Here is a 24,344-nt window from a genome sequence, read left to right as displayed (position 1 = left end):
GGGGCCGCGGCATGCGGGGAGCTCGGACGTCACGCAGCCGTTGCGGCGTGAGCGCGGTCCATCACACACAACAGGTGAAGGACACGCACTCATGACGACGCCCACGATCGAGCTCAAGCCCTCAGCCCACCCGCTGTCCGACGCGGAGCGTGAGGCGATCCTGGCCAATCCCGGATTCGGCCGCCACTTCACCGACCACATGGTGACGATCAAGTGGACGGAAGGCCGCGGCTGGCACGACGCGGAGCTCGTCCCGTACGCGCCGCTGTCGATCGACCCCGCGAACATGACGCTGCACTACGCGCAGACGATCTTCGAGGGGCTCAAGGCCTACCGCCGCGCCGACGGCTCCATCGCCACCTTCCGCCCGGAGGCCAACGCCGAGCGCTTCAACGCCTCGGCGCGCCGGATGGCGATGCCCGAGCTGCCCACCGAGCTGTTCCTCGCCGCGTGTGACGCGCTGGTCAAGCAGGAGCAGGCCTGGGTCCCCGGCGCCGGCGGCGAGGAGACCCTCTACCTGCGCCCGTTCATGTTCGCCACCGAGGTCGGCCTGGGCGTCCGCCCCTCCAACGAGTACCTCTTCATCGTCATCGCCTCCCCCTCCGCGCCGTTCTTCGCGGGCGGCGTCAAGCCGGTCACGGTCTGGCTGAGCGAGGAGTACGTGCGGGCCGTCAAGGGCGGCACGGGCGCGGCGAAGACCGGCGGCAACTACGCGGCCTCGCTGGCCGCGGCGGCCGAGGCGAAGGAGCACGGCTGCGACCAGGTGGTCTGGCTGGACGCCTTCGAGCACCGCTGGATCGAGGAGATGGGGGGCATGAACCTGTACTTCGTGTACGGCAACAAGATCGTCACCCCGGAACTCACCGGCTCCCTCCTCCCCGGCATCACCCGCGACTCGCTCCTCAAGATCGCCCGCGACCTGGGCTACGAGGCGGTCGAGGGCCGTATCTCCACCGAGGACTGGAAGCGCGGCAACGAGGACGGCACCCTGACCGAGGTCTTCGCCTGCGGCACGGCCGCGGTGATCACGCCGGTCGGCGCGGTGAAGTCCGCGCGCGCGGACTGGACCCAGGCGGACGGCCAGCCCGGCGAGGTCACGATGCGACTGCGCAAGGCGCTGCTCGACCTGCAGTCGGGGGCGGCGGCGGACGCGCACGACTGGATGCACAAGATCGTCTGAGGAATTTCAGCCGGGCCGGGCTGAAATCTTTCAGCCCGGCCCGGCGAAAATCCAGCCCGGCCGGCGTTTGAGGCCAAAGGGGGTCTGGGGGGCTTGCCCCCAGTTTCGGGAAGGGGCGGGGTAGGGGAGACGGCCCGCCGCAGGCGCCCCCACCCCAGCACCACTCAAGCCGCGCTGTCCACCCGAGCCCCGGCCCCGGCCCCGGCCTCGACCCCGTCCGGGATCCGCGCGGCGACAGAAGCACGCGGCGCCAGCAGCACATACAGCACGCCGCCGACCGCACCCGAGAGCAGGAAGCTGAAGTCCAGCCCGCCCAGCAGATCCACGAGCGGGCCCGTGTAGTTCGGCGTGTCCACGGCGAACAGTCCCACGGCCGAGCCCGCCGCCCAGGCCGCGGTGGCCTGCGGATTCCAGCCGCCGCGGAACCAGTAGGCGCCGCCGTGCGCCCGGCGGTTGAGCACCTGGAGCGCCTCGTTGTCGTACTCGCCGCGGCAGCGGACGTACCCGATCAGCACGATCACGGCCCAGGGGGTGCCGACGGCCGTGAGCGCCAGCACGAAGGAGGTCATCGCGTCCTGGGCGTTCCAGGCGAAGTGGCCGACGAAGACCATCACGGTGGAGACGACGGCGACGGCATAGGTGGCTCTCGTCCGTGTGGTGCGCGGCATGATCGCGTCCAGGTCGAGGCCCATCGAGTACAGCATCAGCCCGGCGTTGCCGATGGACCCGGCGGACGCGGCGATCAGCAGCGGCACCAGGAACCAGACGGGGGACGCGGCGACGAGCGGCCCCGCGTAGTCCTCGTAGGCGCCCGCGGCGAGGGCCGTGAAGGTCCCGAAGAACTGCGGGACGGACAGGCCGACCACCAGGCCGACGCAGGTGGCGAGCCAGACCTTCTTCGATGAGTAGCGCTTGGGCGAGATGTAGCGGGTGTAGTCGCCCAGCAGCAGAATGAAGGCGATCGGGCCGCTCAGTCCGGCGGCCACGGTGGAGAGCACCCAGGTCGGCCAGAAGCCGCCCAGCAGATACTCGCTGCCGGCCGGGGCCGCGGTGGTGAAGTCCGGGGCGTACGCGAAGACGCCGACGATCAGCAGCAGGGTCATCCCGATGGCCAGCGCGCGGGAGAGCCGCAGCAGCAGCCGGTAGCCGTAGATGGCGGCGAAGGCGGTGGCGCCGGCCAGCACGGCGTAGATCAGGGCGTAGCCCACGCCGGTCTCGGGCATTCCGAAGAGCCGGCCCATGGTGGCGACCATCGCGTCGCCGCCGACCCACAGGGTGAGCGCGGAGTAGCCCAGCGACAGCAGGAGGCCGATAACCGATCCGATGAGCCGCCCGCGCACGCCGAACTGGGCTCCGCTGCTGGTGGAGAGGTTGGTCGCGGTACGCAGGGAGACCAGTGCGAGCGGGGCGATGAGGAAGGTGCCGACCAGGGTGCCGACCAGGAGTGAGCTGACCGAGGGCCAGAAGCCCAGACCGAAGGAGACCGGCAGCCAGCCGAAGATCACGACGCCGAGTGCGAGGTTCGAGCCGAGGAGGAAGCTGACCACGTCGCGCGGCCTGCTGGTGCGCTCCTCGTCGGGGATGGTCTCGACACCGTATTGCTCGATCTGCATGGAGGTTCTCCCTGGGGGCCTGGGATACTGGGTTTCTTTGAGCGGCACTCAAACCTCTGAGCGAAACTCAATGTGCGGTCTCTCTCGCCTCCAGGTCAAGACTTTCGCGAAAAGAACCGAAGGTTTAGAGTGACGCTCAAATAGGAGGTGTGGTGACGTGCGACTGACCCCCACGGAGCGCGACCGGCTGCTGCTCTTCAACGCCGCCGAACTGGCACGGGCCCGCCGGGCACGCGGCCTGCGGCTCAACGTCCCCGAGGCGACCGCTCTCATCGCGGACACCGTCTGCGAGGCGGCCCGCGACGGGCTCCGGCTCGCGGAGGCCATCGAGCGCGGCCGCGCTGTCCTGGCCCCGGAGGACGTCCTGCCCGGCGTCGCCGATGTGATCACCGAGGTCAATGTGGAGGCCGTCTTCGACGACGGATCCCGGCTCGCCGTGGTCTCCGCCCCGCTGGGCGCGGGCTCTGACGGAACCGCGCCCGGCGCGCTGCTCCCGGCCGAGGCGCACGCCGACCCCGCGCCGACGCGCACCCTCACGGTCCACAACACCGCGCAGGTCCCGATCAGCGTGACGTCCCACTTCCACTTCTTCGAAGCCAACCCCCGCCTCGACTTCGACCGCGCGGCCGCGTACGGCACGCACCTCGCCGTCCCCGCCGGGTCCTCGGTCCGCTTCGCCCCCGGCGGCGAGGCCCGGGTCGGGCTCGTACCGATCGGCGGCGACCGCGTGGCGATCGGCTTCGCGGGCCTGGTCGACGGCCCCCTCGACGCACCCGGGGCCAAGGAAGAAGCCCTGCGCCGCGCGGCCGCCTGCGGCTACCTCGGCGCGGGCGACGACTCACCGGAGGTCCGCCGATGACCGCCATCGACCCCCACGAGTACGCGGCCGTCCACGGCCCCCGCGCCGGTGACCGCGTCCGCCTCGGCGACTCCGGCCTGACCGTACGGGTCGAGTCCGACGCCCAGCGCTACGGCGATGAGTTCCTTGCCGGCTTCGGCAAGACCGCCCGCGACGGACTGCACCTCAAGGCCGCGGCCGTCCGCGAGACCTGCGACGTCGTCATCAGCAACGTCCTGGTGATCGACGCGGCCCAGGGCATCCGCAAGGTCTCCATCGGCATCCGCGAGGGCCGTATCGCGGGCATCGGGCGGGCCGGGAACCCGGACACCCTCGACGGCGTGGACGTGGTCGTCGGCACCGGCACGTCCATCGTGTCCGGCGAGGGCCTGATCGCCACCGCGGGCGCCGTGGACCCCCACGTCCACCTGCTCTCACCACGCATCATGGAGGCTTCGCTGGCCTCCGGCGTCACCACCATCATCGGCCAGGAGTTCGGCCCGGTGTGGGGCGTCGGCGTCAACTCGCCCTGGGCGCTGCGGCACGCCTTCAGCGCCTTCGACGCCTGGCCGGTCAACATCGGCTTCCTGGCGCGCGGTTCGTCCTCCGACACGGCTCCCCTCGTGGAGGCGCTCGCCGAGGGCGGGGCCTGCGGCTTCAAGGTCCACGAGGACATGGGCGCACACACCCGCGCCCTGGACACCGCGCTGCGCGTCGCCGACGACCACGACGTCCAGGTTGCCCTGCACAGCGACGGCCTCAACGAATGCCTGTCGGTCGAGGACACCCTCCGCGTCCTGGAAGGCCGCACCATCCACGCCTTCCACATCGAGGGCTGCGGCGGCGGCCACGTACCCAACGTGCTCAAGATGGCGGGCGTGCCGAACGTCATCGGCTCCTCCACCAACCCCACCCTGCCCTTCGGCCGGGACGCCGTCGCCGAGCACTACGGCATGATCGTCTCCGTACACGACCTGAAGACCGACCTGCCGGGCGACGCCGCGATGGCCCGCGACCGGATCAGGGCCGGGACGATGGGCGCCGAGGACGTTCTGCACGACCTGGGCGCGATCGGCATCACCTCGTCCGACGCCCAGGGCATGGGCCGTGCGGGCGAGACCGTACGCCGCACCTTCCAGATGGCCGGAAAGATGAAGGCGGACTTCGGCCCGCTGGACGGCGACGGCCCCGCCGACGACAACGCGCGCGTACTGCGCTACATCGCCAAACTCACCATCAACCCCGCGATCGCGCACGGCATCGCCCACGAGGTCGGCTCCATCGAGACCGGCAAGCTCGCCGACATCGTCCTGTGGAGCCCGCAGTACTTCGGCGCCAAGCCGCAGCTGGTCCTGAAGTCAGGCTTCCCGGCGTACGGAGTGACGGGCGACCCGAACGCCGCGACCGACACCTGCGAACCCCGCGTCCTGGGCCCGCTGTTCGGGGCGCACGGCTCGACCCCGGCCGACATCTCGGTGGCCTTCGTGGCGGGGGCCGCGGTCGAGTCCGCGGCGGACACCATGCCCACCAGGCGCCGCCGCGTGGCCGTCCGCGGCACGCGCGGCATCGGCCCCGCCGACCTGTGGCTGAACTCCCGTACCGGACGGGTCGACGTGGACGCCCGTACCGGCCTGGTCACGCTCGACGGCGACCCGGTCAGCTCGGAGCCGGCCGACTCCGTCTCCCTGAACCGCCTGTACTTCCTCTGACTCTTCCTCTGAGGCCCCTGTAAGGACCCCCCTTGATGAACACTCCTGCCGCTGCCACTCCTGCCGCTGACGGCTTCCGGATGCCCGCCGAGTGGTCCCCGCACGAGCGCACCTGGATGGCCTGGCCGGGCCCCAACCCGACCTTCGACAACCCCGCTGACCTGGACGCCTCCCGTGAGGCCTGGGCGTCGGTCGCCCACGCGGTACGCCGCTTCGAGCCGGTGACGGTGGTAGCGGCCCCCGACCAGGCCGCTACGGCCCGCCGCTACCTGGGCCCCTCCATAGACGTGGTCGAGCGCGAACTCGACGACGCGTGGATGCGCGACATCGGCCCCACGTTCGTCACCGACGGCCGGGAACTGGCCGCGGTGGACTGGACGTTCAACGGCTGGGGCGCCCAGGACTGGGCCCGCTGGGAACACGACAGCAAGATCGCCGCGCACGTCTCGGACCTGGCCGGAGCCCGCACGTACGCCACGCGTCTCGTCAACGAGGGCGGCGGCATCCACGTAGACGGCGAAGGCACCGTACTCCTCACCGACACCGTCCAACTCGGCCCCGAGCGCAACCCCGGCTGGACCCGCGCCCAGGTCGAGGCCGAGATCCACGCCCACCTCGGCACCACGAAGGCGATCTGGCTGCCGCGCGGCCTGACCGGCGACTACGAGGGCTTCGGCACGCTGGGCCACGTAGACATCGTCGCGGCGTTCGTGAAGCCAGGCGTGATCGTCGTCCACAGCCAGCCGGACCCAACCCACCCCGACCACGAACTCTGCAAGTCGATAGCCGCGTACCTGCGCACCCAGACGGACGCCCGGGGCCGCGCCCTGGAGGTCGTGGAGATCGCGGCCCCGACCGTCCTGGAGGCCGACGGCTGCTGGGCCGACTACTCCTACATCAACCACTACCTCTGCAACGGCGGAGTGGTCCTCTGCTCCTTCGACGACCCACGCGACGAGATCGCGGCCGGGATCTTCCGCCGCCTCCTCCCCGAGCGGACGGTCACGCTCGTGGATGCCCGTACGATTTTCGCCGGGGGTGGCGGCATCCACTGCATCACCCAGCAACAGCCCAAGATCTGACATGTGACATCTGGAGAATCCGTGGCCGAGGCCAGTACCCCGCGCAGGCGCAATGCCCCACCGCGCGAGGAGGTGCTGGCCGCGGCCATGGAAATGATCGCCGCAGGGGGCCTGGACCGCCTGACGATGGCGGCGCTGGGTCGCGAGGTAGGCATGAGCAGCGGCCACCTCCTCTACTACTTCAAAACAAAAGACGAACTCCTCTTCCAGACCCTGGAATGGAGCGAGGACCAGCTAGGCGCCGAACGCCGCGCACTCCTGGCCCGCCCGGTCCCGGTCCGCGACCGCCTGGACGCCTACGTGGACCTCTACGTCCCCGACGCCCCCCGCGACCCCCACTGGACCCTCTGGCTAGAGGTCTGGAACCGCTCGCAATACGCCGACGCGGAGGCCAACGCCCGCACCCGCCAGGCCGCGATCGAGGGCGCCTGGCACCGCGACCTGGTAGCCCTCCTCGCCGAGGGCGTCTCCACCGGAGCCCTCCGCCCCGTAGACCCCCAACGCTTCGCGACCCGCCTCCGAGCCCTCCTGGACGGCTTCGCGGTCCACGTCGCGGTGGGCCTCCCCGGCACGGACCGCGCCCAAATCCTGTCCCACGTACGCGAGTTCCTGGACGATGCCACGCACCTGCCGGGGAACTGAGCGCTCTCCGGTTTCGTCGGCGGCAGGGTCCGATACCACCTCGAACATCCCTCCGGCTCTACCAGTAGGGTGTGCATGCCAGGTACCCGGGTGCTGCACCTGGGGGGAAGCGAGAGTGCGGGGGTTGGCCATGAGTTCGGAGAGCGCGGAACTGCGGATGCAGCTGGCTCAGCTTGATGGTGGCGGCGGGTCGGGTGGCGGCGAGCCGACGTTGGCGAGCTCCGCGACCGACAAGAAGCGTGCCGCGACGTACATGGACGAGCACCTGATGCGCAACACCCAGGCTGCCGGTCGTATGGCGGAAGGCGGCGGCACTATGCTGCCGCTCCTGGTGGGCCCACCGGCCCCAGGGCTGGGCGTTCTGAAGCCGGACACCGGTCTGAAGGGGCTTTCCGGCTGGGCCGCGGACATGGGGCTCTCGACGGCGATGACCATCTGGCAGGGACAGGTGAATCGGCTGATGAGCCAGCTGAATCGGGAACTGAGCGGACTGCGCGGCGCGAACAACGTCTTCCAGGGCCAGGACAACCACACCTGGACGCAGCTGCACTCGGTCCAGGTGGAACAGCCGCCGTTCCGCAGCCCTTTCGACTCGTACTGACCGGGGACCGACCGTGTCACTGAGCTATCAGGACGTGATGACCGCCGATCTGTCGCCGCTGTCGGACGTGTCCGAGGCCTGGCAGAAGATGGGCGAACGCTTCGGAGATTTGAAGGGCGACTACACGAAGCACGTGCAGGGAGCACTGGCCAACGGTAAGTGGCAGGGGGGTGCTTTCGGCACGCATCAAGACACCTCCAAGGCCACGGTCTTCGAATATCTGGCGGCCAAGAAGGAGGCACTGGCCATCGCGAGCCTCCTCAAGGAGGCGTACACCGAGCTGACCCGGCTGCAAAGGGCGGTGAAGGACCTGGTCGCCGACGCGGAGGAGAAGGACTACAAGGTCGACAGCTCGGGCAAGGCCACCTATGTCGGCTTCGACAACCTCTCCGCGCAGCAGCGGTACACCGCCAGCCACGATCCGGACCACGCCAAGGCGGTGGCTCTGTCCCGGCAGCGGGCCCAGGAGTGGACCGACGAGATCGCCAAGGCGGTGAAGGCCGTTGACGACGTCGACCAGAGCGTGAAACGGGCACTCACCCGCACAGCGACGGATACCAGGCCAGACGGCACCGGTTTCGGCGGGTTCAACGCACACGCCGTGGGCGACCTGAAGAAGGCCGGAGTACCCGATGAGCCCGAGGCGTCCGAGACCGCCACGCAGACCAACGGGTGGGTCGCTGAAGGCAAGACGACGGTGACCGGGCCCGCCGCCGGAGCCTCCGTCACTGGTCCTGGCTACGGCAGGGAGGGTATGGCCAAGGCGTATGCCGACCTCGGCCACGCGACGGCGGAAGGATCGCTGACCAACGGGAACATGAAGCTCTCCGGGATAGCCGATGCCTACGCGGGCGCCAGGGCCACCGCGAGCATCGGGATCACCGACAAGGGCATAGACGGCAGCGCCGAGGCGTCCGTGGGAGCGCGGGCGATGGCCGAGGGGCGAGCCGAGTACAGACATGTCGGTGTCTACCAGCGGGTGACCGGATTCGCCGGTGCCGAGGCCGGCGTCAATGCCGGGGTCGGCTTAGAGGGAGTCAACCTTGGCGCGAAGGCGTTCGCCGGAGCCAAGGTCGCTTCCGGCACCGGCGTGGAGGTCGCAGGGATCGGCATTGGCGGGACGGCCGAGGGGCATTTGGGTAAGGGCGCAGAAGCCGAACTGATATTCGGTAAGGGGGAGGACGGAAAGTTCCATATCGGCGGCAAACTAGGCCTCTCCCCTGGCATCGGCGGTGCTTTGGGTGGAGAGCTCACGGTTGACCCGGACAAGGTGGCCGACGCTGCAGGCGATGCGGCCGAGGCGGTGGGCGATGCGGCTGGCGCGGTGTCCGACAAGGTCGGTGACGCGGCCGGCGCGGCGGCCGACAAGGTCGGTGACGCGGCCGGCGCGGCGGCCGATACGGTCGGTGGCGCGGCTGGAGGTCTCAAGGGCGCTGTCGATTACCTGTTCTGATGCACTACTCCCAGGGAAGGAGAGCCCGAGATGCCCACGACACTGCCGATGCCGATCGAATTTCGACTGCCGGAGGGCTGGTACGCGGTCCCTCCGGACCAGGTTGGCGCTCCGGATGTGGCCTTCGTCGCGCTGCATCCGCAGCCGGATGCCGGATTTGCCGCCAACATCACCATCGACGGTGAGTATCGGCCGGACGCGGCGACGCTCGCTGAGATCGCAGACGAGTCGGTACAGCGCATGCACGAGGTCGCCGAGAAAGTGACGATGACCAACCGCAACGAGGTCGGTACCACCGACGCGCCCGGCCTGACCCAGGAGCTGATCTTCTCGACCGTCGCCGGTAGCGTGCGCCGTGACCTCGTTCAGCCCCAGGTGTATCTGTCCCTGCTGGATGTCAATGATCCACGTAAACGTTCGGTGATTCGGCTAGCTCTGACCGTCACCGCGGCCCAGTACAACAGCGTTCTGGCTGACTTTCAGGACTTCGTGCGCACTGTTCGCCCAGAGACCCGGGCGGCGTCCTAGCGCGTTGTATCGACACATAAGACCGTTTCCGGTAGCCAGATACTGAGGTTGAACCGATGGGCCTTTTCGACAAACTGACCGGCACGCGGCGACCCAGCAGCAGCGTCGCGCCGCGTTCTGCGGAGGAGGTGCAGGCTGCGCTGCTCGGTTGCAACGGTCCGGACGTCCCTTACGTCGTACGTGACGGCGCTCCGGAGGGCGCCGACTTGGTGGCGGAGTGGCGGATCGCGGAGCCTGCTTGGCAGACCTTCTTCGTCAGGTCCCAGGTGACCCGTGCGCTTCAGATTCGGATGCGCCTGGTTCCGGAGAAGCAAGAGGTGCGTGCCCTTGACCACGAGTGGGAGGTCACCTGGGTCGGGGGAAAGGCCAGACTGGCACCGGCGGCCGAGTACACCCGTGGACAGGTGAAGACGGTTTCCTGGCGTCGGACGGTCGGACGGGGGGCCGACGGCCGGCTTGAGATGTCAGAGACGTTTCGCTTCGACAGCTCGGCGCTCAAGGATCCCCTGCGGGACGCGGTCCTTGGGGCGGGATGGACATGGCGCGGAGTGACGTTCGGCAAGCTGTGACTGGTCGATGGGGGTGAGGGGCAGAGGCGAAGGGCAGGCGCAATGGCCCTTGCTCTAGCCGTCAATGGCGGGCGTGTCTTCGCACTTCCGGGCCCCCTTCGCGGGCGTGCTCGAAGTGGCCTGCTCGTTGTTCGACTTCTCCATCGGCTGGCCCAGGGGTGGTATATACCGCTCACGTTCTTGACGTACCACGCCCAAGAGGCGTAGGCCTCGCACTCCGCTGCTGCCGGTGTCGGCACCCTTCTGGCCCTCCGCTAGCTTCGTCAGAGCCTTCGCGACTGCCTCGCTGGGTGAGTCAACATCGTCGCCTGCCTTGGCCCACGTGGCCTTGTTGGACCTCACTTGCCGCGCCGCTGTCCTGCCCACCGCCGCCCCTGGACGGGTACCTGATTGAGCTGCGTCTGCGAGGACCGCGCCTGGAGCCCCTTGGCCTTCAGCTGCTCCGACTCGGATCAAGCCATGACTGATTCCCTTCAGGTGTGTTGATGGTCTGCGGTCAGCCTTGGCGGTTGCGGATGACGGTGGGGACGGCGATGGCTGTGCCCAGGAGGGTGGCGGCGCCGATGCCGAGGGCTAGCCAGAGGCCTGCATTGCTGTTGTCGTCGGACGGGGAGGCAGCGGCGGGCTGTTGGTTGCGCTGCTCCTCGTCCGTTTCCTTCGCATCGTCGTCCTTGGACGTGGACGGCTTGGGGGAGGGGGCCTCGGTGGCGGACCCGGCCTCGTCGGGTTGGCCGGGGATGGGGTATTCGTCGGCGGGGCCGGGGTCGCCAGGTTTCTTGAGGGCGATGCGAGGGCGGACGACGCCGTAGCCGACGACGTCGTCTCGGGAGAGGCCCTTGTCATTGCCGCTGGCGGTTTGCATCAGGACGCGTAGGACTTGGTTGTTGGTCCAGTCGGGGTGCTTGGACCAGATGAGGGCGGCGGAGGCGGAGGCCAGGGCGGATGCCTGACTTGTTCCTGCGCCTTTGCAGATCTGGGTCTTTGCCGGGCATGCGCCAACGATGTCCTCCCCAGGGGCAGCGAGGTCAACTTGAGAGCCCCACTGGGAGTTCTTCATCGGCTTTGCATCTCGGTCGACTCCAGCGACTCCCACGACGCCTGGCGTCGCAGCAGGGTATTGGACAGGGTTTCCCTTGCTGCCGCTATTGCCGACTGAAGTAAAGAGCAGCTTCCCTTTGCCCAGGGCGTACTTGACTGATTCGGCCAGTTCGGGTGCTCCTATGCCTTCCTGGCTCGTGGAACTTGTAGTGCCCAGCGAGAGGTTGATGATCTGTGCGTCAGAGTCTGCGGCGAAGCGGATCGATTTCGTAAGAGCCTCGAACCAAGCGCTGGTGGTTCCGACTCCGATGTCTTGCTGCGAGTAGCGCATCCGGATGGGGAGGATCTTGGCTCCCGGTGCCAGGCCAAACGATGCATTGGGCCCGCCGCGAGCGCCCGTAGCCGCGATCAAGGCGGCCATTCTTGTGCCATGGTGGTCGTAGTCGGTGTTCTCGTTCCCCTTGAGCCCCGAGAAGTCCTTGCCATCAAGTACCTGGCCGCGCAAGTCCGCGATCGAGTCGTCGACGCCCGAGTCGATGACGGCGACGGTGACGCCCTTGCCGGTGCTGGTCTGCCACATCTCCTCGGCGTGCATCGCGTCCAGGTGCCACTGGTCCTCGCGTACGGAGTCGGCGTGCGCCGGCGCGGTGGCGATGCCTGCCAGAAGCAGGCCCAGTCCGGCCGCCAGGGCAGTTCTGAACCGGGCTGGTCGCCTGCTCGGGGTGTGCATCTGTTTGCCTTCTGCTCGTCGCTAGTTGTCGATGACCGGGGGGACTACCGGCCGTTGGCCCTGCTGCCAGGTCTCTTCGTCCTCGGTGGTGAGGCCGGGGCGATCGGCCCGCCTGTCGTCGCGGCGCCGTGGCTGGGAGGTGCCGGGCGGTGGTACGGGGGTGCCGCCACCTGCGACCTTGGTGCCGCCTGGAGTGAACGGGCCGCCCGTGGTGCGGCCTGTTTGCTGGGGCAGACCGCCGATCACTCCGCCGCTCTCGCGGGCGAGGCGGCGGCCGGTTGCCGAACCACCCCGGCCAGGGGTGCTGCCGCCCGTCCCGGCGCCCATGCCGGGTGCTCCGACCGGGCCGCGGCCGTACGGGACTTCGGAACCGATGACCGTGCCGCGTGGGACGGCACCGGTGGGGCGTCCGCTACCAGTCTGGGTGGGGCGCCCGCCGATGATGCCGCTGTCGCGCGGCATCCGCGCGGCCGTGCCGGGACTTGCCGGGCTCTGGCCGGGCAGGCCGACTGGGCGGGTTGTCCCGGTGATCGGGCGTCCCGTACCCGTTGAGGGGCCGGGCGGTGTTGGTCCGGAGCCGCTGCCGCCCACGATCGGCGGCATGGTCCCCGGAGGCAGGACTGGACCGACATCCGGTCGTCCCGTAATCGGCGGGCTATTCGGGCCTGCGGGTGGTGACGCTGCTGGTGCCTGCGGCAGCGGGGCCACGCTGTCGATCTCCATGCTGACTGGGGGCCCGGCGGGCCCTGTGGCGATCGGCACCGACGCGCCGTTGCCTGCGGATCCGACGCCCAGCGCAGCACCGGGGGAGTAGGGCGGAGGCGAGTCGACAGCCTCAGCGGGCGAGGCAGAAGGACCCCTCGCCACGACGCCCGCTCCGCTCGCCGCTGTCCCAGGCGGCGGCCCGGCAGGTGCGCTCGCTACGACCCCCGCTCCACCGCTCTGCGCCGGAGCCGCCCCATACTCCGGGCGATGGCCCGTCGGCTCCCACTGGTCGGAACGCAGGTGCATCGCCGGTGGCGGAAACGTAGGCGGCTGCTCCGACTGGACTTGCTGCGCAGAGAACTCATACGTCTGCGCCAGCTTCCGCAGGCGCTGCACCGCCTCGCCCCGCGCCGCGTCCATCCGCCCCTGCGCCGCCGCTTCGTCGGAGCGGGCCGTCTGCGCGGTCGTCCGGGCATCCGGATCGTTGCGGTTGTCCGGGTCCGTCGCCGCCGCGTAGCTCTTCTGTGCCTTGGTCAGGTCCGCCCGCGCGTCCGTCGTCTCCGACAGTGGCGGCATGGCGGCCTTCGCCTCCGCGATGGCCTGGGAGGCCTCGGCCAGCCAGTGCCCGGCGACCTTGCTGTACTCGCCAAGGCGAAGCGTTGCGTTGGCTGTCTGGTTGCCCCACTCGCGGAACGTGTCGCCGCCCTCGCCGTGCCAGGACAGGCCGCCCACGTGCGTCTTCAGGTCTTCGCCGATCTTGGAGATCGTCTTCGCCGCGGCCGACAGCTTGCGGGCCAGGTCCGCGGGGCCTGCCGCGTTCGCCGACGCCAGCAACTGCACCAGCTGCGCATGCGACATCGACTCGAAGTCCGTGTACTGGAGCCGGGGTTGTGGGCTCCGGCCCCCGCCCCCGTCCTCACCCGCCATCGTTCCCTCCCCGTAGAGCCAAAGCTTCGGAGAGTAACTCTAGCTACCGCCTGTGACAGTTGATGTTTCGGGCCTTGAGGGTCAGGACGAGTGCGCGGAGGGCTGCCGGGTCTGTGCTGAGCCGCAGGTCCGGTACGTCGCTTTCGCGAAGCGCCACGCCGTCAGCGGTGGCGGCGACCTCGACGCAGGCATTCGCGGAGGCCTCGGAGAACGACGACTTGAGCCACTGCAACTCGGGCAAGGGGAGCACCTCTTACAGTTCTTCGGCGATCTTCCGGATCAGGTCCCTCGACTTGTTCGGATTCAACGCTACCTGTTCGACTACGTCCAGGCGCCTGCGGAAGTTGGCCAACTGCGTCGAAGAGTCAAAGAACACGGCGCCGATGGGTGTGTCCACCTGGACGGTGTCCAGGAGAGGGCTCTCAGCCGCCAGGTACAGCACGGAGTCACCGGCCATGGGGAAGCGTCCGGCTGCGAACGGGATGATGAGCAGCCTGACGTTGGGTCGCTCGCTCTCCTCCAGGAGGTACGCCAACTGGGCTTTGGCCACCTCGCGGCCGCCGGTCCGCAGTCGCAGGGCTGTCTCGTGGACCATCGCCACGTACGGGACTCCGGGTGTGTTCGACACCACTCGATGCCTGGCCAGGCGGTGGGCGATGCGCAGCTCGACCTCCAGGCGGGGCAGTGCCGGGATGAAGAGGTCGAAGAGGGCGCGTGCGTGCTCCTCGGTCTGGAAGACGCCGGGGATGTGGGCGGTCTGGAGGTCGCGCAGGCTGGTCGAGTGATGCTCCAGTTCCGCCAGGTCCACGAAGTCGGGTGGGATCTTGTCCCGGTACTCGTCCCACCAACCCCGCGTGCGGCCCCCGGTCATGGCAGCCAGGGCGTCGATCAGCTCCTGGTTGTCGCATTCGTAGATCGTTGCGAGCCGCCAGAGTCGCTCCTTGCTGATGCCGAAGCGCCCCGCCTCCACGTTGGAGATGGTCGTACGGTCGGTGCCGAGCAGCTCGGCAGCCCTGGGCGCGGACAGGCCTGCGGCCTCTCGGAGTCTTCGAAGCTCGCTTCCGAAGCGCCGTTGGCGAACGGTGGGCGTCTGCCGTGGTGCCATGCGTCGTCTCCTTGTTCGCGGCTCAGTGTGGCGATCAGCGCTATGGGCGTCTAGCGGTATCCAGGATTTCACTCGTTGAAGTGAACTCGGTCTCACGGGTTGGGTGTTGGGTCTATCGTGTGACGCAGGCCACCCGCCTCGTACCAGCGGAAGTGCACCTGCCCGGCTCCAGCCGGGCAGGTAGAGCCACCGCCGACTCCTGGCGCCACGGCCCGCGTCATCGCAACGCCGCACTAGGAAGGTGCCGTATGAACGACAACGCGATCCCCGACCTCACGCCCATCGCCTTCGCCGACCCTTGGGAGTACGAACTCGCCATCCCCCGCGACCCCCGGGCCCCCGCCATCGCCCGCGCCACCCTCCGGGCCGTCCTCGCCGCGCACGANCGGGCGGAGGGCCGGACCCGGGGGCCAGGGGGTCGGCCCTGACGCGGGGTCGGGTGGCCCGCCACCCATGGCCAGAACCCGCACCCCCACCGCCCGCATCGTGAGACCCCACCCCGAAACACCGCGGAACTGTGCCAAACTGCCGCCGTGCTCTCGTTCGCCACGATTATTGGCAGCAGGCGCGCCGGTCCGCAGTGACCGCTACGTACCACCATGTACGGGCGGACACCGTCGTCTCAGACCCGCGCGCAGACCTCTCGCACCCGCGAGAGGTTTTTCTGTTTCCTGGCCCACCACAGCCGGGGGCGGAGCGCCTGGGATCATTAAGGGGACGGTGGAACCGGTCATTCCGGTAGACCGAGATCCGACACAGGAGCCAGATCAGCAATGACGGACGCAACCGACGAGAACGACAACGCGCACTCTCAGAACCCCCAGAGCGCGCGGCTCGACGACTCCTTCCACGTCTTCGACACCACGCTGCGCGACGGCGCGCAGCGCGAGGGCATCAACCTCACCGTCGCGGACAAGCTGACCATCGCCCGGCACCTGGACGACTTCGGCGTGGGCTTTATCGAGGGCGGCTGGCCGGGCGCCAACCCCCGCGACACCGAGGTCTTCGCCCGCGCTCGTGACGAGATCGACTTCAAGTACGCGCAACTGGTCGCCTTCGGCGCCACCCGCCGCGCGGGAGCGACCGCCGCCGAAGACCCGCAGGTCAAGGCGCTGCTCGACTCGGGCGCGCCGGTGATCACGCTGGTCGCCAAGTCCCATGACCGGCACGTCGAACTCGCCCTGCGCACCACCCTGGACGAGAACCTCGCGATGATCGCCGACACCGTGAGCTATCTGCGCGCGCAAGGGCGGCGGGTCTTCGTCGACTGTGAGCACTTCTTCGACGGCTACCGCGCCAATCCCGCCTACGCCAAGTCCGTCGTCCGTACGGCAGCCGAGGCCGGCGCCGATGTCGTCGTCCTGTGCGACACCAACGGCGGGATGCTCCCCGCACAGGTGCAGGCCGTGGTCGCCACGGTCCTCGCCGACACCGGCGCGCGCCTGGGCATCCACGCCCAGGACGACACCGGGTGCGCCGTCGCCAACACCCTCGCGGCCGTCGACGCGGGCGCGACCCACGTCCAGTGCACCGCCAACGGCTACGGCGAACGCGTCGGAAACTCCAACCTCTTCCCGGTCGTCGCCGCCCTGGAGATCAAGTACGGCAAGCAGGTGCTCCCGCCCGGCGCCCTCGCCGAGATGACCCGTATCTCGCACGCCATCGCCGAGGTCGTCAACCTCACGCCCTCCACCCACCAGCCCTACGTCGGTGTCTCGGCCTTCGCCCACAAGGCGGGCCTGCACGCCTCCGCGATCAAGGTCGATCCGGATCTGTACCAGCACATCGACCCGGAGCGGGTCGGCAACACCATGCGGATGCTGGTCTCCGACATGGCCGGACGCGCCTCCGTCGAGCTCAAGGGCAAGGAGCTCGGCATCGACATCAGCGGCGACCGCGAACTGGTCGGCCGGGTCGTCGAGCGCGTCAAGGAGCGCGAGCTGGCGGGGTACACCTACGAGGCAGCCGACGCCTCGTTCGAGCTGCTCCTGCGTGAGGAGGCCGAGGGCAAGCGCCGCCGCTACTTCAAGGTGGAGTCCTGGCGCGCCATCGTCGAGGACCGCCCGGACGGCACCCACGCCAACGAAGCCACCGTGAAGCTCTGGGCCAAGGGCGAGCGCATCGTCGCCACGGCTGAAGGGAACGGCCCGGTCAACGGGCTCGACCGGGCCCTGCGCGTTGGCCTTGAGCGCTTCTACCCGGAGCTCGCCAAGATGGAGCTGGTGGACTACAAGGTCCGCATCCTGGAAGGAACCCACGGCACTGGGTCGACCACCCGCGTCCTGGTCTCGACCTCCGACGGCGACGGCGAGTGGTCCACGGTCGGGGTCGCCGAGAACGTTATCGCGGCGTCCTGGCAGGCGCTGGAGGACGCTTACACGTACGGGCTGCTGCGGGCCGGGGTCGAACCCGTCGACTGAGGCCTCCGCGGCGGCCCATGTCGCCTTCGACGGAGTTACCGTCGAACGTATGAGGCCCCACATAGCGGTGCAGAGCATTCTCCGGTTCGCCGTTGTCTTGCTGCTCGCCCTGGGGGTCGCCTTCCTCGCGGCCCCTGGGGCGTACGCGGCCACGTCCGTCTCCGAGGTGGGCCAGGCCCTCAGGGAGAGTCCGGTCTACGTCGACGAGGCGGCATCGGCCGAACTCACGACGGCGGACGCGGACGCCCTGGCCCAGCGGATCAAGGACGCGGACAAGCCGGTGTTCGTGGCCGTGCTCCCGGCGGACTTCGCCGAGCGGGCCGGCGTGCCCGAAGAGCAGCTGTTCAGGGCCCTGCGCGCGCAGACCGGCATCACCGGGCTGTACGGGATCCAGCTCGGCGACACCTTCGACGCGAAGGCCGACTCCGTCGTCCTGTCCGAAGACGGCGTGAGCAACGTCAAGGCGGGCATGGAGGGCACGACCACCGCGGCCCGGCTGAGCAGCTTCACCGACCTGGCGGTCGACAGCGTCCGCGGCAGCGCCCCGGCCTCCTGGGGCACCGCATCCGGCGAGGACGAGGGCGCCTCCGGCGAGGCCCTGATCACCCTCGGTGCGGTCGCCGTGGCCGGTGGCGCGGGCGCGTACGCCCTGGTCAGGCGGAACCGCGCGAAGAAGGCCGAGGCCGAGCGGAACGCCCTGGCGAAGCTGGCCGTCGTGGTCGACGAGGACATCACCGCCTTCGGCGAGGAACTGGACCGCCTGGACTTCCACCCAGGCGAGCCGGGCGCGACGGATCAGATGCGTACGGACTACGAGCACGCCCTGGACGCGTACGAACAGGCCAAGTCGCTCATGGCCGCCGCCGAGCGCCCCGACGATGTGCGCGCGGTGACCCAGGCCGTGGAGGACGGCCGCTTCTCGCTCGCCGTACTGGCCGCCCGCCGCGAGGGCCGCGAGCTGCCCGAGCGCAGGTCGCCCTGCTTCTTCGACCCGCGGCACGGCCCGTCCGTGGCCGACGTGTCCTGGGCCCCGGTGGGCGCACCCCAGCGCGAGGTGCCGGTCTGCGCGGCGGACCAGGCGCGGATCGAGGACGGCGAGGACCCCGCGGTCCGCCAGGTCGACACGGAACACGGCCGCCGTCCGTACTACGAGGCGGGCCCGGTCTACGGACCCTGGGCGGGCGGCTACTACGGCGGCATTCTGCCCGGCCTGCTGATCGGCACCATGCTCGGCTCGATGATGTCCAGCCCGGCGTACGCGGCGGACGCCGACATGAGTGCGGGGACGGGCTACGAGGGCGGCGACCAGTCGGGCGCGGACTTCGGCTCGGACGACTTCGGCGGCGGGTTCGGCGGCGGGGACTTCGGTGGCGGCGGCGACTTCGGTGGCGGGTTCATGTAGTCCCCCGATAGTCCCCCGACCGATAGAGGACAAGAACTGTCCTATTTCACTCCTACGGTCTACCCATGGACACTGTGGACGCTCTCGACGGCGTAGAAATCAAGACCTTCGCGGACTCGGCCGAACTGGAGGCCTGGCTCGCCACCCACCACGAGCTGCCGACCGGGGTCTGGCTGAAGATCGCCAAGAAGGGTTCGGGGTTGCGCTCGGTCACGGTCACCGAGGCGCTCGACGTGGCCCTCTGCTACGGCTGGATCGACGGTCAACGCCGTGGCTACGACGCGACCCACTACCTGCAGAAGTACACCCAGCGCAGGCCCCGCAGCCTGTGGTCCAAGGTGAACGTGGGCAAGGTCGAGGCGCTCACGGCCGCCGGCCGGATGCGGGAGCCGGGGCTCGCGGAGGTCGCGGCGGCGCAGGCGGACGGGCGGTGGGCGGCGGCGTACGAGTCGCAGAGGAACGCCACGGTGCCGGACGATCTGGCCGCCGCGCTGAAGGGCAACCAGCAGGCGGCGGAGTTCTTCGGGCGGCTTGGCAAGACGGACCGGTACCTGGTCATGCTTGGCCTGATGACGGCGCGGAGCCCCGAGGCCCGGGCGGCCAGGCTGGAGAAGGCGATCGCCGAGCTGGCGGCGGGGCGGAAGGCGCGGTGACCCTCCCGCCCCGCAAGGGCGAGGACTCGGGATGCGCGCTCGGCACGCGGACTAGGCCGCGTTCCTGATCGCCGAGATGTCGAAGTTCAGCTTGATCTTGTCGGAGACCAGGACGCCACCGGTCTCCAGCGCCGCGTTCCAGGTCAGGTCCCACTCGGAGCGCAGGATCTCGGCCTTGCCCTCGAAGCCGACGCGCTCGTTGCCGAAGGGGTCGGTGGCCGAGCCGTTGAACTCCAGGTCGATGGTGACCGGCTTGGTGACGCCCTTGATCGTCAGGTCGCCGCTGATGCGGTAGTCGTCGCCGCCCGCGGCCTCGGCGCGCGTCGAGCGGAACGTCATCGCGGGGAACTGCTCGGTGTCGAAGAAGTCGGCGCTCTTGAGGTGGCCGTCGCGGTCGGCGGAGCCGGTGTCGACGCTGTCCATCACGATGTCGAGGGTCGCGGTGGACCGGGCGGGGTCGGTGCCGTCCAGGTGCAGCGAGCCAGTGAAGTCGACAAAGGACCCCTTGACGTTGGTGACCATCGCATGGCGGGCGGTGAACCCGATCGTGGTGTGCGCGGCGTCGATCGTGTAGTCGCCGGTCAGCGCCGCGAGTGCGGGGTTGGTTGCGGCGACGGTGGCGGTGCTGTCGTTCCTGCGGCCGAAGATGCCCATGGTTCTGCTCCTTGCTGATGCACTTGAAGATTCAACTACAACGACCATAGGCCCATCTAGTTTAGATTTCAACCTTTTGGTGTCCTGGGGCTGCTGTGAGGCGTCCCTCAGTAGGGGATCGGCAAGGGATCAGGGGAGGGTTGTGTGGATCCGACAACCACGGAGCCCCCTGAGCAGTCACTTACGCTGCACCGCAGGGGGGTTCTGTCCAGGGCTACCAGGAAAACGGCCCGGAGACTGTGTGGAGTCGACGGCCCCTTTTGCTGGGTGCACTTCGTAAGGTCGCTACATGACCGTTTTGGACGAGACCGCTTCCCCGGAGGGCGAGCCCACCGGCGCCCGTGGCCGTGTGGCCGAGCTGCGCGAGATCCGCGCGGCCGCGCTGGCCGGGCCCAGCGAGAAGGCGACCGAGGCGCAGCACGCCAAGGGCAAGCTGACCGCCCGTGAGCGGATCGAGCTGCTCCTGGACGCGGGATCGTTCCAGGAGGTCGAGCAGCTGCGGCGGCACCGGGCCACCGGCTTCGGCCTGGAGGCGAGGCGGCCGTATACCGATGGTGTGGTCACCGGGTGGGGCACGGTCGAGGGTCGTACGGTCTTCGTGTACGCCCATGACTTCCGGATCTTCGGTGGTGCGCTGGGTGAGGCCCACGCCACGAAGATCCACAAGATTATGGATATGGCGATCGCGGCGGGGGCGCCGCTGGTGTCGCTGAACGACGGCGCGGGCGCCCGTATCCAGGAGGGTGTCTCGGCGCTCGCGGGCTACGGCGGCATCTTCCAGCGCAACACCCGTGCCTCGGGGGTGATCCCGCAGATCAGCGTGATGCTCGGCCCGTGCGCGGGCGGCGCGGCCTACAGTCCGGCGCTGACCGACTTCGTGTTCATGGTCCGTGAGACCTCGCAGATGTTCATCACCGGCCCGGACGTGGTCAAGGCGGTCACCGGTGAGGAGATCACCCAGAACGGTCTGGGCGGCGCCGATGTGCACGCCGGGACCAGCGGGGTGGCGCACTTCGCGTACGACGACGAGGAGACCTGCCTCGCCGAGGTCCGCTACCTGCTGGCCATGCTGCCCTCCAACAACCGCGAGAACCCGCCGCACGTCGCCTGCGAGGACCCCGCGGACCGGACCAGCGACGTACTGCTCGACCTGGTGCCCGCGGACGGCAACCGTCCCTACGACATGCACAAGGTCATCGAGGAGCTCGTCGACGACGGCGACTACCTGGAGATCCACGAGCGCTGGGCCCGCAACATCGTGTGCGCGCTGGCCCGGCTGGACGGCCAGGTGGTGGGCATCGTCGCCAACCAGCCGCAGTCGCTGGCCGGTGTGCTGGACATCGAGGCCTCCGAGAAGGCCGCGCGCTTCGTGCAGATGTGCGATGCCTTCAACATCCCGATCGTCACTCTGCTGGACGTCCCCGGCTTCCTGCCGGGCGTCGACCAGGAGCACGGTGGGATCATCCGGCACGGTGCGAAGCTCCTGTACGCGTACTGCAACGCGACCGTCCCGCGGATCTCGCTGATCCTGCGCAAGGCCTACGGCGGTGCGTACATCGTCATGGACTCCCAGTCCATCGGCGCGGACCTGACCTACGCCTGGCCGACCAACGAGATCGCCGTGATGGGCGCCGAAGGCGCGGCCAACGTCATCTTCCGCCGCCAGATCGCCGAGGCCGAGGACCCCGAGGCCATGCGGGCCCGCATGGTCAAGGAGTACAAGGCCGAGCTGATGCACCCCTACTACGCCGCCGAGCGCGGCCTCGTCGACGACGTCATCGACCCGGCCGAAACCCGCTCGGTCCTCATCAGCTCCCTCGCCATGCTCCGCAACAAGCACGCCGACCTGCCCTCCCGCAAACACGGCAACCCCCCGCAGTAACCCTGCGACGACCGCTACGAAGACGGGACACGACTTAGATGAGCACCCCTGGCGACCACTTCCTCCGCGTCGAGAAGGGCCACGCCGAGCCCGAGGAGCTCGCGGCCATCACCGCGATCCTGATGGCCCGCGCCGCGGCTCAGCCCCAGGCCCCTGCCCACCGCGGCCGCGCCAAGGCCGGCTGGCGCCGCCTGGAGCGCACCCCGGGCTTCCGCGCCCCGCACAGCTGGCAGGGCTGACGTTCGTCTCAGGCGCCCGGCCGGGGATCTCCCCGGTCGGGCGCTTGTGCGTTGTGGGTTCGGCCCGGGCCCAAGCCTCGGTACGGGCTCAAGGCCTCGGTACGGGCCCAAGGCCTCGGTACGGGCCCAGGGTCCCGGCGCGGGCAATCAGGGGCAGGGCAGGGCGCGGGCTGCCGCGCGGCGGACCGGCCCGCGGCGGGCCGTCAGTCGAACTCCCCGTCCAGCGCGCCGAGTTTGAACGCCTCCCACTCGACCGCGGTGAAGCGCAGCACGAGGCCGTGGGGATCGGCGGGGTTGCGCAGCGCCACGGCACCGTCCTGGAGCGCGGTGATCTCCACCGGGCCGTCCGCGGGGCTCCCGGGTGCGCTGATCCACTCGGCATCCGCGAGATCGAGTGCGTAGAGCCGTTCCCGCTCTTCCTCTTTCATGGCCGCAGGACGCCTGTGTTGATCCCTGAAATAAATGCCCGCCAAGAAGTGGAATCGAAAACAATCATTCCGAGCTCCCGCTTCTTGGTGTCTCGAATCGCCCGCTGTCGGGCTGAGAGTTCCGTGTACTCGATACAACCGTTCGGGCCGCTGTGGCTGCTCTTGCGCCACTCATCCGAAACGGTTTCGGTGAGTGCGGCGACTGGGACAGGTGTGCGGCGCATCATGCTTACCTTCCTTTGCTGATCCGTTCACTGATGTACTGCATGGATTGCGCGGGGGAGAGGGCGGCAGCCGTCAGATCATCCCAGGCCTTGGTATACACCTGCACGTCAGCGCGCTGCTCCAGTATCGTTCCCCCGGTCATATGCTCCAACCAGACCACCTCGGCGGGAGGATCTCCCCGCAGGGTGAAGAGAGTGTACGGGGCGTACTGGGCAGGCGGCATCGCTATGTCCAGCGGAAGGACCTGAATGGTGACACCGGGCAGCTCACCCGCTTCCATCAGATACTCGAACTGTTGACGAACAAGTTCCCTGGGTCCAGCCATTCGATGCAGTACGGAGGCGTCGATAATAACCCTGAAGCGGAATTCGCCGTGTTCGTTCAGTAGATTCTTGCGCCTCAACCGGGTCTCCACAAGAGTTTCGGCCCGATCCTCCTCGGCCCCCGCGGCGAATATCTGGCGCATATAATCCTCTGTCTGCAGCAGACCGGGCGTCACCGCCGGCTCGTAGGAGCGGACGAGGGAGGAGTCCGCTTCTAGTGTGAGGTAGTCGCGCAGGTCGTCGCTCAGCAGCGGTCCCTGTCCTGACCACCAGTCGACCTTGTGTATGTCGCGCGCCAGCCGTTTCAGGTTGGCCCGCTGCTTGTCGTCCGCCACTCCGTACAGATTGAGCAGAGTGGTGAGATCAAGCTGCCGTATGCCCCGCTTGCCCGTCTCGATCTGGCTGATCTTGGGCTGACCGCACTCCAGAGCGGTCGCGGCGTCCTGAACTCTGAGGTCGGCCTCGGTCCTCAGCCTGCGCAGTTCAGCGCCGAGCCGACGGCTGCGGATGGTGGGCATCTCGCTCTGTGACATGCGCACATGATGTCCCGCACCCTCGGGCCAGACAACTGTCATCGGGGCTCCCATTGCTATGACGGAACGGCTGATTGTGATAGTTGCCGTGGTGATAATTTCGCGACAGGATCAGAGCAACCCCCCTTTCTTGCAAGCGAGTTGACCGTGACAGCACCGCCGGAGGGGCAATGCCGGACAAGTCCGAGTACGAGCACGATCCGGGGCGCTCGCCCCGCACGCTCCGCCTGGAGTGCAGCCCGCACCGTCTGGAACAATGTGCGGCACTTTCTGGTAGCCGCCCCGGCCGCCGCGGTCGGCATGGCGCTCGCGCCGGGCGGCAAGGTCATCTGGGCCGAACTCAAGGCGTAGCGGACGCCCCGCGACACTCGCCCCGGCCCCCGTCGAGTGCCGCCGGACGGACTGCCGCACAGGTCCGAACCGTCGCAAGGCCGGCTTTCGCGCGGCCAGCGGCGTCACAGCTGTCTGCCGTCAGCTTCCCCGAGCAGGTTCCCGAGCCTGCGCAGCCCCCTGTGGGCGGCGGTACGCTCGGCACCCGCGCGCTTGCCGAGCAGGTCACCGGCACCCTGGGAATCCAGGCCCACCACGGTCAGTAGGACCACCGCCTCGGCCTGTTCCCGTGGCAGCCGCGCGATGAGCGCCAGGGCCCTGTTCCGTACGATCCGGGCACACCAGCCGCGGAACGCCGCCTTCGAAGTGGTCCGTGAATGAACTACGCCTGTGGCCAGGCGTGTTGCCGCGCGCTCGGCCGGGTTGGTCGCGTTCGGGCACGGTTCAGCGCTGTGCCGTGGGAGGGAAGGGCCAGGTGGAATGGCCGAGAGTCGCCGCCCACGACAAGAGGCGGGGCCCGTTCCGGTATCGGAAC

General features: G+C 69.1%; 23 protein-coding genes and 1 pseudogene. 14 read left to right on the top strand and 10 right to left on the bottom strand.

Annotated elements, in window-relative coordinates; translation table 11 throughout:
• The first annotated feature begins 91 nt into the window (after positions 1-91).
• Positions 92-1,180, top strand: coding sequence for a branched-chain amino acid aminotransferase (locus U9R90_RS09485; RefSeq protein WP_411055945.1), 1,089 nt, complete (start codon positions 92-94; stop codon positions 1,178-1,180).
• A 164-nt stretch (positions 1,181-1,344) separates the two neighbouring features.
• On the opposite strand, the gene U9R90_RS09480 is transcribed toward U9R90_RS09485, so the two are convergent.
• On the bottom strand, positions 1,345-2,793 hold the full coding sequence (locus U9R90_RS09480) for a cytosine permease (protein ID WP_411055944.1): 1,449 nt from the start codon (positions 2,791-2,793) through the stop codon (positions 1,345-1,347).
• A gap of 157 nt (positions 2,794-2,950) precedes the next feature.
• Here U9R90_RS09480 and ureA point away from each other — a divergent pair, with 157 nt between their 5' ends.
• The 8 genes from ureA to U9R90_RS09440 all read left to right on the top strand — a co-directional run bounded on the left by ureA (position 2,951) and on the right by U9R90_RS09440 (position 10,215).
• Positions 2,951-3,652 carry an urease subunit gamma gene (gene ureA, locus U9R90_RS09475; RefSeq protein WP_411055942.1) on the top strand — a complete coding sequence of 234 codons (702 nt, stop codon included), beginning with the start codon at positions 2,951-2,953 and terminating at the stop codon, positions 3,650-3,652.
• Entirely contained in the window at positions 3,649-5,340 is a 1,692-nt protein-coding gene (locus U9R90_RS09470; RefSeq protein ID WP_411055940.1) for an urease subunit alpha, read from the top strand. Before ureA ends, U9R90_RS09470 begins: the two co-directional genes overlap by 4 nt.
• A 35-nt stretch (positions 5,341-5,375) precedes the next feature.
• Complete coding sequence (locus tag U9R90_RS09465; RefSeq protein ID WP_411055939.1) at positions 5,376-6,422, top strand: agmatine/peptidylarginine deiminase; 1,047 nt, start codon at positions 5,376-5,378, stop codon at positions 6,420-6,422.
• Positions 6,423-6,509: 87 nt separating this feature from the next.
• Positions 6,510-7,064 carry a TetR/AcrR family transcriptional regulator gene (locus U9R90_RS09460; protein WP_411057693.1) on the top strand — a complete coding sequence of 185 codons (555 nt, stop codon included), beginning with the start codon at positions 6,510-6,512 and terminating at the stop codon, positions 7,062-7,064.
• Between the two features lie 130 nt (positions 7,065-7,194).
• Positions 7,195-7,665 carry a hypothetical protein gene (locus tag U9R90_RS09455; protein WP_411055938.1) on the top strand — a complete coding sequence of 157 codons (471 nt, stop codon included), beginning with the start codon at positions 7,195-7,197 and terminating at the stop codon, positions 7,663-7,665.
• A gap of 13 nt (positions 7,666-7,678) precedes the next feature.
• Positions 7,679-9,118, top strand: a complete 1,440-nt coding sequence (locus U9R90_RS09450; RefSeq protein ID WP_411055937.1) for a hypothetical protein — start codon at positions 7,679-7,681, stop codon at positions 9,116-9,118.
• A gap of 30 nt (positions 9,119-9,148) precedes the next feature.
• Entirely contained in the window at positions 9,149-9,646 is a 498-nt protein-coding gene (locus U9R90_RS09445) for a hypothetical protein (protein WP_411055936.1), read from the top strand.
• 56 nt (positions 9,647-9,702) lie between these two features.
• The gene (locus U9R90_RS09440) at positions 9,703-10,215 is read left to right on the top strand and encodes a hypothetical protein (protein WP_411055935.1); all 513 of its coding nucleotides are present in this window, start codon (positions 9,703-9,705) and stop codon (positions 10,213-10,215) included.
• Between the two features lie 496 nt (positions 10,216-10,711).
• Here the strand turns inward: U9R90_RS09440 and mycP are convergent, their stop codons facing one another.
• From mycP to U9R90_RS09420, 4 genes are read right to left on the bottom strand one after another with little or no spacing between them, the layout of a single operon-like run.
• A complete protein-coding gene (gene mycP, locus U9R90_RS09435; RefSeq protein WP_411055934.1) occupies positions 10,712-11,983 on the bottom strand; it encodes a type VII secretion-associated serine protease mycosin in 1,272 nt (423 codons plus the stop codon).
• Between the two features lie 21 nt (positions 11,984-12,004).
• A complete protein-coding gene (locus U9R90_RS09430; RefSeq protein ID WP_411055933.1) occupies positions 12,005-13,615 on the bottom strand; it encodes a hypothetical protein in 1,611 nt (536 codons plus the stop codon).
• 43 nt (positions 13,616-13,658) lie between these two features.
• The gene (locus U9R90_RS09425) at positions 13,659-13,856 is read right to left on the bottom strand and encodes a DUF397 domain-containing protein (RefSeq protein WP_411055932.1); all 198 of its coding nucleotides are present in this window, start codon (positions 13,854-13,856) and stop codon (positions 13,659-13,661) included.
• Between the two features lie 12 nt (positions 13,857-13,868).
• Entirely contained in the window at positions 13,869-14,720 is an 852-nt protein-coding gene (locus U9R90_RS09420) for a helix-turn-helix domain-containing protein (RefSeq protein WP_411055931.1), read from the bottom strand.
• Positions 14,721-15,493: 773 nt separating this feature from the next.
• Between U9R90_RS09420 and cimA the strand changes: the two genes are divergently transcribed.
• From cimA to U9R90_RS09405, 3 genes are all read left to right on the top strand, one after another.
• Entirely contained in the window at positions 15,494-17,140 is a 1,647-nt protein-coding gene (gene cimA, locus U9R90_RS09415; RefSeq protein WP_411055930.1) for a citramalate synthase, read from the top strand.
• Between the two features lie 49 nt (positions 17,141-17,189).
• The gene (locus U9R90_RS09410; protein WP_411055929.1) at positions 17,190-18,542 is read left to right on the top strand and encodes a hypothetical protein; all 1,353 of its coding nucleotides are present in this window, start codon (positions 17,190-17,192) and stop codon (positions 18,540-18,542) included.
• A gap of 65 nt (positions 18,543-18,607) precedes the next feature.
• Positions 18,608-19,195 (top strand): YdeI/OmpD-associated family protein, encoded by a 588-nt coding sequence (locus tag U9R90_RS09405; RefSeq protein WP_411055928.1) that lies wholly within the window; start codon positions 18,608-18,610, stop codon positions 19,193-19,195.
• Positions 19,196-19,246: 51 nt separating this feature from the next.
• On the opposite strand, the gene U9R90_RS09400 is transcribed toward U9R90_RS09405, so the two are convergent.
• Positions 19,247-19,849, bottom strand: a complete 603-nt coding sequence (locus U9R90_RS09400; protein ID WP_411055927.1) for a YceI family protein — start codon at positions 19,847-19,849, stop codon at positions 19,247-19,249.
• Positions 19,850-20,138: 289 nt separating this feature from the next.
• On the opposite strand from U9R90_RS09400, the gene U9R90_RS09395 reads away from it, so the two are divergent.
• A complete protein-coding gene (locus U9R90_RS09395; protein WP_411055926.1) occupies positions 20,139-21,731 on the top strand; it encodes an acyl-CoA carboxylase subunit beta in 1,593 nt (530 codons plus the stop codon).
• Between the two features lie 38 nt (positions 21,732-21,769).
• The gene (locus U9R90_RS09390; RefSeq protein WP_411055925.1) at positions 21,770-21,970 is read left to right on the top strand and encodes an acyl-CoA carboxylase subunit epsilon; all 201 of its coding nucleotides are present in this window, start codon (positions 21,770-21,772) and stop codon (positions 21,968-21,970) included.
• Positions 21,971-22,173: 203 nt separating this feature from the next.
• Here the strand turns inward: U9R90_RS09390 and U9R90_RS09385 are convergent, their stop codons facing one another.
• The 4 genes and pseudogenes from U9R90_RS09385 to U9R90_RS09370 form a co-directional block, all read right to left on the bottom strand.
• Complete coding sequence (locus U9R90_RS09385; protein WP_411055924.1) at positions 22,174-22,398, bottom strand: DUF397 domain-containing protein; 225 nt, start codon at positions 22,396-22,398, stop codon at positions 22,174-22,176.
• Positions 22,395-22,622, bottom strand: a complete 228-nt coding sequence (locus tag U9R90_RS09380; RefSeq protein WP_411057692.1) for a DUF397 domain-containing protein — start codon at positions 22,620-22,622, stop codon at positions 22,395-22,397. The genes U9R90_RS09385 and U9R90_RS09380 overlap by 4 nt, the downstream gene beginning before the upstream one ends.
• A 5-nt stretch (positions 22,623-22,627) precedes the next feature.
• Positions 22,628-23,479: a helix-turn-helix domain-containing protein gene (locus tag U9R90_RS09375; protein ID WP_411055923.1), complete on the bottom strand. Its 852-nt coding sequence runs from the start codon at positions 23,477-23,479 to the stop codon at positions 22,628-22,630.
• 467 nt (positions 23,480-23,946) lie between these two features.
• Positions 23,947-24,162 (bottom strand): annotated as a pseudogene (locus U9R90_RS09370) (sigma factor-like helix-turn-helix DNA-binding protein); the annotation flags it as partial.
• Between the last annotated feature and the right edge of the window lie 182 nt (positions 24,163-24,344).

The sequence above is a fragment of the Streptomyces sp. E11-3 genome (genome assembly GCF_046540415.1).
Classification (GTDB): Bacteria; Actinomycetota; Actinomycetes; order Streptomycetales; family Streptomycetaceae; genus Streptomyces.
The sequence above is the reverse complement of the archived record's forward strand: the minus strand, read 5'-3'. Positions and strand labels throughout refer to the sequence as shown.